This window comes from Vibrio sp. OPT46, from assembly GCF_015163535.1.
Lineage (GTDB): Bacteria > Pseudomonadota > Gammaproteobacteria > Enterobacterales > Vibrionaceae > Vibrio > Vibrio alginolyticus.
Window position 1 is genome coordinate 30,540 of record NZ_JADDYG010000684.1, and the last position, 424, is coordinate 30,963.

A 424-nucleotide genomic window follows, 5' to 3' on the forward strand; every position below is an offset into this window, starting at 1 on the left:
CATAAATGATTGAAAAGAAAGAAGCGATAAGGCCAGCCAATCCAAGTAAGTTCACGGCCATTGCTACCGTTGAATTGCCCGTAAGCTTTAGGGCGTCAACTAATGGCACCGCGCTATCGCCTATGACCTTTGAGCCAACCGCACCAGCCAAAAGGACGACTACGAGAGTTGCGGTTAGCAATAAAAACAGCATCGCACCAATGATGCCTTTGGGAACATCTTTTGCCGGATTTTTTGCCTCCTCTGCCGCTAAAGGCACACCTTCAACCGCAAGAAACAACCACATTGCAAATGGCAACGCAGCCCATACGCCATACCACCCAAACGGCAAGATTTCTGTTGCCTGAGCCGTCGCCGGAGCAATATCGAATAAGTTATTAACGTCAAAGTGACCAATAAGCACAGCAGCAGTAATGAGAATAGC

At 48.1% G+C, this 424-nt stretch carries 1 protein-coding gene; it reads right to left on the reverse strand.

Translation table 11 applies throughout. From position 1 onward, the window contains the following. Positions 1 to 424 (reverse strand): amino acid permease (locus IQR33_RS25020; protein ID WP_193844159.1); only part of this gene is annotated, 424 nt, incomplete at both ends.